The sequence below is a fragment of the Mycobacterium interjectum genome (assembly GCF_900078675.2).
In the GTDB taxonomy this organism is placed as follows: domain Bacteria; phylum Actinomycetota; class Actinomycetes; order Mycobacteriales; family Mycobacteriaceae; genus Mycobacterium; species Mycobacterium interjectum.
This window is the reverse complement of sequence record NZ_LT546236.1, coordinates 401,065-407,616: the sequence shown is the minus strand read 5'-3', so window position 1 is coordinate 407,616 and position 6,552 is coordinate 401,065. Positions and strand designations below refer to the sequence as shown.

The window sequence follows — 6,552 nt, the reverse complement described above, 5'->3', positions numbered from 1 at the left end:
AGGTGTACATAAGAGACAGGCTGTGCGCCAACCGGTTGCGCTGGGCCCGCTGCACTACCGGCGCCACCCGGGCGGGCCGCCAACTGTGGGTCTACGGGCGCGCCGGGCAGCCCTGCCGCCGCTGCGGCACCCTCGTCCGCTTCGACGGCGGCGGCGAGCGGGTGGCGTATTGGTGTCCCTCCTGCCAGCGCTGAACTTCCGATCGCGCCATGCAATGATCTTGGGTGTCAGCGGCTCGATGTGCCGACAGCAATGGTCGACGGGGAGGTCCCAGCGGTGCCGACCACCCGGATATTGCGCGGCCTGGGCGCGGTTGTCACGCTGCTCGGCCTGGCGGCACTAGCCTGCCCGGCCGCGCGCGCCGACGCGGTCGACAACGCGTTCGTGACGGCGGTGAAGAACAAGGGCATCCAATTCGCCTCGCCGCAAGCCGCAATCGTCGCCGGTCACGAAGTCTGCGACGAACTCGATCTCGGTAAGCAGAAGCCCGACATCGCCTCCGAGATGATGGCCAACAGCAACCTGGACGGCTATCGCGCCGGGTACTTCATCGGCGCGAGCGTGGCCGCGTACTGCCCGAGGTACCGCACGTCATGAGATGGCGTCGACGGCGGCCGACAACCGCGGCTTGAACTCCTGCGGGATGGGGATGTACCCGTTGTCCGCCAGGCCGTCCTGCCCGGCACCGATCGTGCTGCGCAGGAAGGCCTTCACGGCCGCGCCGACCTGCGGGTCGGGATACTTCGAGCACACGATCTCGTAGGTCGCCAGCACGATCGGGTAGGCGTCGGGCTGGTTCGGCCGGTAGAAGGAGATGGTGTCGAGGGCCAGGTCGTTGCCCTGCTTGATGAACCAGGCAGCGGAGATCGTCTTGCCCACCGAGTCCGCGCCGATCGTCACGGGGTCGGGGCCGGCCGACGTGATGACCTTGGCCATGTTCAGGTGCTGCGCCTGGGCGAACGACCATTCGTTGTAGGTGATCGACCCCTCGGTGCGCTTGACGGCGGCCGCGGCCCCGTCGTTGCCCTTGGCGCCCTCGCCGACACCGCCGTTGAACGCCTTGCCCGCGCCCTTGCCCCACGCGCCGTTGGACGCGGTGTCGAGGTAGCGCTGGAAGTTGTCGGTGGTGCCGGACTCGTCGCTGCGGAAAACCACGCGAATCGGCTCGGCCGGCAGGGCGGCGCCGGGGTTCAGCGCCTGGATCGCGGGATCGTTCCAGGTCGTGATGGCGCCGTTGAAGATCCTGGCCGCGGTGGGACCGTCGAGGCTCAACCCCGTGACGCCGTTGACGTTGAAGGCGATCGCGATGGGGCCGAACACCACCGGCAGGTTCCACGCGGGTGAGCCGCATCGTTGCTGCGCGCGTGCGTACTCGCCCTGGCTCAGCGGCGAGTCCGAGCCGGCGAAATCCGTCTGGTTGCCCAGGAATTCGCTGATCCCCGCGCCGGAACCGTCGGGCGTGTAATTCAGGGACTGCCCGGCGCAGGCCTGTTCGAAGGCCTTGACGAATCGGGTCATCGCGTTCTGCTGGGCGGTGGAGCCACTGGCCCGCAGCGTCGGCTTGCCGCCGCAGGCGACCTTCGCCGGCGACGCGGTCGTCGTCGCGTTGCCCCCGGCCGTGTGATGGTCGCCACCGCAGGCCGACAACAAGGCCACACCGGTGACCAGAACGCTCCCGGCGACGCCAAATCGATTGACCTTCAAGCGAATTCCTGCGAATAGACCGGATGAGACGATCACCGCCATGAGGCATAGTAACAAGATCGGCCCGCAGCCGCCTCCGGGCTAATCGCGCGCGTGGGCGAGGAAAAACTGCGCGATGATCTCCGAGGCGTCCAGCGCACGCGAGGTCCGCCCGATGATCGCCTGGGGCAGATACTGTTTGCCTCCCGGCCAGGTATGTCCGCCGTTGTCGATCTGGTAGAAGATCACCTCGGTCGACGCCGCGCACGGCGCGGAGTCGTAGCGGTGAACGACGGTGCCGTCGCCGACGTTGGGCAAAACCTGCGTCGACGGATCGCCTTGGCAGCCATCGGCCGAGCGCCACGTGTTCACCATCTTGGTCGCCGCCACCGAGTGACTGACGCCGCCGCGCCCCCGCACGCCCCCGCCGTTGAACGGCACCAGCGGGTCGGCGGTGCCGTGCGCCGCCAGCACCGACACCGGCCGCGACGGATGGCAGGCCACGCCCGTGCCGAGCGTGCCCGCCACCGGCGCGATCGCGGCGAAGACGTCGGCGCGTTCGCACGCCAGCTTGTTGGTCATGAACCCCCCGTTGGACATCCCGGTGGCGAAGACGTGCCCGGGCGCGATGTTGTAGTCGCTTTGCAGCTTTCCCGCCAGCGCGACCAGAAACCCGACGTCGTCGACGTGGTGGCGATCCGCCGGTGACGCCCCCCGACCGTCGGCCCAGCTCTTGTCGAAACCGTCGGGATAGGCCACCAGCAGGTGATTGGCGTCGGCGACCGCGTCGAAGTCGGTCAGGCCCTGCTGCCCGGCTCCGGTGCCGCCGCCGCCATGCAGGCTGAGCACCAGGCCGACGGGATCGCCGGGCGGCACATGCAATGCGTACGTGCGGTCCATCCCGCCGGAACGCAACGTGGCGGACAGGTCTCGCGCGCCGGCCGCCGACACGTGCCGCTCGCCGCAGCCCACCACGCAAACCGCGCCTGCCGTCAAGACGGCGAGCGTCAGCCAGCGCGCGTACGGCATGCGGTCAAGTTACCGAGCGCGCTGGGACGACATAACCAATGTTGCGATGTTCGCAAGCTCTACGATGATTGGAGGATGGCAGCCTGTAACCTACTTGCAACGTTCTAGGTCGAACCTTCAGTCGTCGAACACCGGATCTTAGGACCCTTGGGGGTATCAACAATGACGAGCACCCGCAGCCGCAAGGCCCGCCTGCTGCTCCCGCTGCTGGCGGCCGGCGTCGTACCCGCCGTCGCGCTGCTCGGCCCGCTGGTCACGGCCCCGACCGCGCAGGCCGACGGTACCGACGACGCGTTCATCGCGGCTCTGCACGCCCACGGCATCGCCCACGACTCGCCCAAGTCCGCCATCGCGGCCGGCCATTTGGTCTGCCACCAGCTCGACATGGGCAAGACGCAGGAACAGATCGCGACGGACGTGATGAACAGCAGCACCCTCGACGGCGACAACGCGGGGTTCTTCGTCGCCCTGGCCGAACGCGCGTACTGCCCGCAGTACGCGGATATCCCAGCGGCATAACGCCCGGCGTATCCCGCAACGTCGTCAGGTTTGCCTCGTCCTGATTGCAATTTGCGGTCGTTGCACTGTGCGAAGCTGTAACGTGCAACATTCGCGGCTAAGGGAGGACGGGACATGTCACGGGTGTGGGCCGCCCTGGGGGTCGTGCTGGCCGCGCTCGCACCGTCCGCACCCTTTGCGGCCGCCCCGGTCGCCCATGCCGACGCGGTCGACGACGCCTTTCTGGGGGCCCTGACCGCTAAGGGCATCCACTTCGGATCGCCGGAGAAGGCCGTCATCGCCGGTCATGAGGTCTGTGACGAGCTCGACAACGGCAAGACCCCCGCCCAGGTCGCATCCACCGTGCAGGCCAACAGCGGCCTGGACGGCTACCACGCCGGCTACTTCGTCGGCGCAGCCATCCGGGCCTACTGCCCCGTGCATTCTTCTTAACGCGATCGCAACGCGGCGCTTGCAGAGAAGCGACCTTTGGCAACCTAGAGTTCCCGGTACCAACTAGTGCGGAGACCAACGAGTGGTATCGAGAATCTTTGCCTGCGCCGCCCTTGCTGTCGGGGCTGCGGTGGCGATCGCGGCGCCCGCCGGCGCCGACCCCAGCGTTTTCAGCGACCTCAGCTGCAGCTGCCCGCAGACCGTCTCCAACGGCGGGTCCGTCGCGGACCAGATCGACCGGGGCATTCGATCGGGTCTTGGCGGCGCGAATGTGGTTCGGGCCCAGCAGTAGTTGATCCGCGGCATCAGCCCGCGGCGCCCCGTCCGACGGACTGGACGGCCGCGTGCTCGTGCAGCGCCTGCTCGGCTTCGGGCGCGACGGGTTTGAGGTCGAAGACCACCGCCTTGACGGTTCCGGTGAACGCGTAGGGCGCCTTGTCCTCGTAGTGCCGGTCGACGACCAGGCCGTTGTCGCGGCTGATGTCCATCCCGGCGTAGGACGTGAAGGCCAGCGGCACCGTCTTGGGCAGCTCGCCCTCACCGATCAGCCGATCGCCGGCCCACAGCGTCACCCGGCCGCCGGAGCCGGGCACCGGCTGCTCGGACTCGAACAACATCCGCACCGTCACCTCGCCCGTGGGGACCGGCTCCGAAGACACCTGGCGGTAGGTGTCCACACCGAGCAGCGAATAGGTGTGGCGCAACCGCCGGTCCTCGTCGACCCACAGGGCGAACCCGCCGATGAAGTCGCCGTTGGCGACGATCACGCCCTGCGCGCCGTCGTCGGGCACCACCAGCCGCGCCTCGATGGCGTAGGAGCGGCCGAAGATGCGTGGCACCGTGCCGCGCTGGATGTTCTGCACGTCGCCCTTGAACGCGAACCGGTTGGTGGTGGGCAGCGGCGGCAGGCTGCCGAACATCACCGCGAGGCCGCCCAGCAACGGCAGCACCCGGTTGCGTTCGGCTTCGGCCCACCACAGCCGTGTGAGCTCGGCAAGTTTGTCCGGGTGCTCGGCCGCAACGTTTTTCGCCTGCGAGAAGTCGTCGGGCAGGTAGTACAGCTCCCACACGTCGTCGTCCGGGTCGTAGCGGCCGGGCGCGAACCGCTGCAGTGTCTCCGGCGACAAGTCCCACGGCGCCTTGTCGAGTCGAGTGCACGCCCACCATCCGTCTTGGTAAATGGCGCGGCTGCCGAACATTTCGAAGTACTGCACCGTGTGACGCTCCTCGGCCTCGGCCCCGGCGTCGTCGAAGGTGTGGGCGAAACTGATGCCGTCCACGGGTTCCTGCTCGAAGCCGTCGACGTGGGTCGGCTCGGGTAACCCGATGGCCTCCAACACGGTGGGCACCACGTCGATGCAGTGGGTGAACTGAGACCGCATCGCGGCGTCGGGCCGGATCCGGGCCGGCCAGGCGACCACCATCGGATCGCGGGCGCCACCGAGGTGGCTGGCCATCTGCTTGCCCCACTGAAACGGGGTGTTGTTGGCGTGCGCCCACGCGCTGGCGAAATGCGGCGCCGTGTGCTCGTCGCCCAGCGCCTCGATGCCCCCGTACTGTTCGATGAGCTCGAGTTGATGGTCGGCGTCCAGAAGCAGCCCGTTCAAAAACGTCATCTCGTTGAAGGAGCCGGTGACGGTGCCCTCCATGCTGGCGCCGTTGTCGCCCCAGATGTAGAAGACCAGCGTGTTGTCGGACTCGCCGAGGTCCTCGATCGCGTCGAGCAGCCGGCCCACGTTCCAGTCGGCGTTTTCCGAGAACCCGGCGAACACCTCCATTTGGCGGGCATAGAGCCTTTTCTCGTTGTCCGACAGGCTGTCCCACGCGGGGAACAGGTCGGGCCGCTCGGTGAGCTCGGTGTCGGGCGGAATCACCCCGATCTCCTTCTGCCGTTCGAAGGTCTTGCGCCGGTAGACGTCCCAGCCCTCGTCGAACTGGCCGCGGTAGCGGTCGGCCCATTCTTTGAACACGTGGTGCGGGGCGTGGGTCGCGCCGGTGGAGTAGTACATCAGCCACGGCTTGTCGGCGTCCTGGGCCCGGACGCTGTGCAGCCACTCGACGGCCTTGTCGGTGAGGTCGTCGGGGAAGTAGTAGGGCCTGCCGTCCTTGCCCTGCGGCACCCCGATCACCGTGTTGTCTTCGGTGATGATGGGGTCGTACTGACCCGCGGCGCCGGTCAAAAAGCCCCAGAAGTGGTCGAAGCCCCAGCCCAGCGGCCAGTTGTCGAACGGTCCCGCTGCCCCCTGGACGTTGTCGGGGGTCAGGTGCCACTTGCCGAAACCGCCTGTGACGTAACCGTTGTCGCGCAGGATCCGCGGGAGGGCGGCGCAGCTGCGCGGCTTGACCGACGAGTAGCCCGGGAAGGGTCCCGGGAACTCGCAGACCGAGCCGAAGCCCACCCGGTGGTGGTTGCGCCCGGTCAGCAGCGCCGCCCGGGTCGGCGAGCACACCGCGGTGACATGAAAGCGGTTGTAGGTCAGTCCATTCTGCGCCACCCGGGTCAGCGTCGGGGTGCGGATGGCGCCGCCGAAGGTGTCCGGTCCGCCGAACCCGGCGTCGTCGATGAGCACGATCAGCACGTTGGGCGCGCCGTCGGGTGCCTTCGCCCCGGGAACGATCGTCCAGTCGCCGACGGAGTCCGCCATGGTGCGACCGATGGTGCCGCCGAAGCCGCGTTGCGGCAGCGGCAGCCGGGTGCGGTCGGGGTTGAACTTCCCCATCGCCTCTTCCAGCGCCGCGCCGAGGCTGCGCAGCGTGGAATGGCTGAGCTCGGCAACCGATTTCATCGGCGAACCACCCAACGCCTGCTCGACGCCCAGCCGGCCGCCCGCAGGCGTCACGGCGATGACGAGGCCGCTGCCGGCGGCCAGCGCCTGGCCGATCTTGTCG

The 6,552-nt window shown here is 68.3% G+C and carries 7 protein-coding genes; 4 read left to right on the top strand and 3 right to left on the bottom strand.

What is annotated here, in order from left to right:
• On the top strand, nt 1–194 hold a 194-nt coding region (locus BN4348_RS59275), incomplete at its 5' end, for a zinc finger domain-containing protein (RefSeq protein ID WP_328588984.1).
• Nucleotides 195–252: 58 nt separating this feature from the next.
• A complete protein-coding gene (locus BN4348_RS31775; RefSeq protein ID WP_235852618.1) occupies nt 253–597 on the top strand; it encodes a DUF732 domain-containing protein in 345 nt (114 codons plus the stop codon).
• Here BN4348_RS31775 and pstS read toward each other — a convergent pair.
• Both pstS and BN4348_RS31765 read right to left on the bottom strand, forming a co-directional pair.
• A complete protein-coding gene (gene pstS / locus BN4348_RS31770; RefSeq protein WP_066908068.1) occupies nt 592–1,704 on the bottom strand; it encodes a phosphate ABC transporter substrate-binding protein PstS in 1,113 nt (370 codons plus the stop codon). The two genes, BN4348_RS31775 and pstS, sit on opposite strands and share 6 nt — an antisense overlap.
• An 81-nt stretch (nt 1,705–1,785) precedes the next feature.
• Nucleotides 1,786–2,712, bottom strand: coding sequence for an extracellular catalytic domain type 1 short-chain-length polyhydroxyalkanoate depolymerase (locus BN4348_RS31765; protein WP_066908065.1), 927 nt, complete (start codon nt 2,710–2,712; stop codon nt 1,786–1,788).
• A 162-nt stretch (nt 2,713–2,874) separates the two neighbouring features.
• Here BN4348_RS31765 and BN4348_RS31760 point away from each other — a divergent pair, with 162 nt between their 5' ends.
• Together BN4348_RS31760 and BN4348_RS31755 are read left to right on the top strand one after the other, a co-directional pair.
• A complete protein-coding gene (locus BN4348_RS31760) occupies nt 2,875–3,231 on the top strand; it encodes a DUF732 domain-containing protein (RefSeq protein WP_066908062.1) in 357 nt (118 codons plus the stop codon).
• Nucleotides 3,232–3,345: 114 nt separating this feature from the next.
• Nucleotides 3,346–3,663, top strand: coding sequence for a DUF732 domain-containing protein (locus BN4348_RS31755; protein WP_066908058.1), 318 nt, complete (start codon nt 3,346–3,348; stop codon nt 3,661–3,663).
• Nucleotides 3,664–3,968: 305 nt separating this feature from the next.
• Here BN4348_RS31755 and BN4348_RS31745 read toward each other — a convergent pair.
• The coding region (locus tag BN4348_RS31745) for an arylsulfatase (RefSeq protein WP_066908052.1) at nt 3,969–6,552 on the bottom strand (2,584 nt) is incomplete at its 5' end.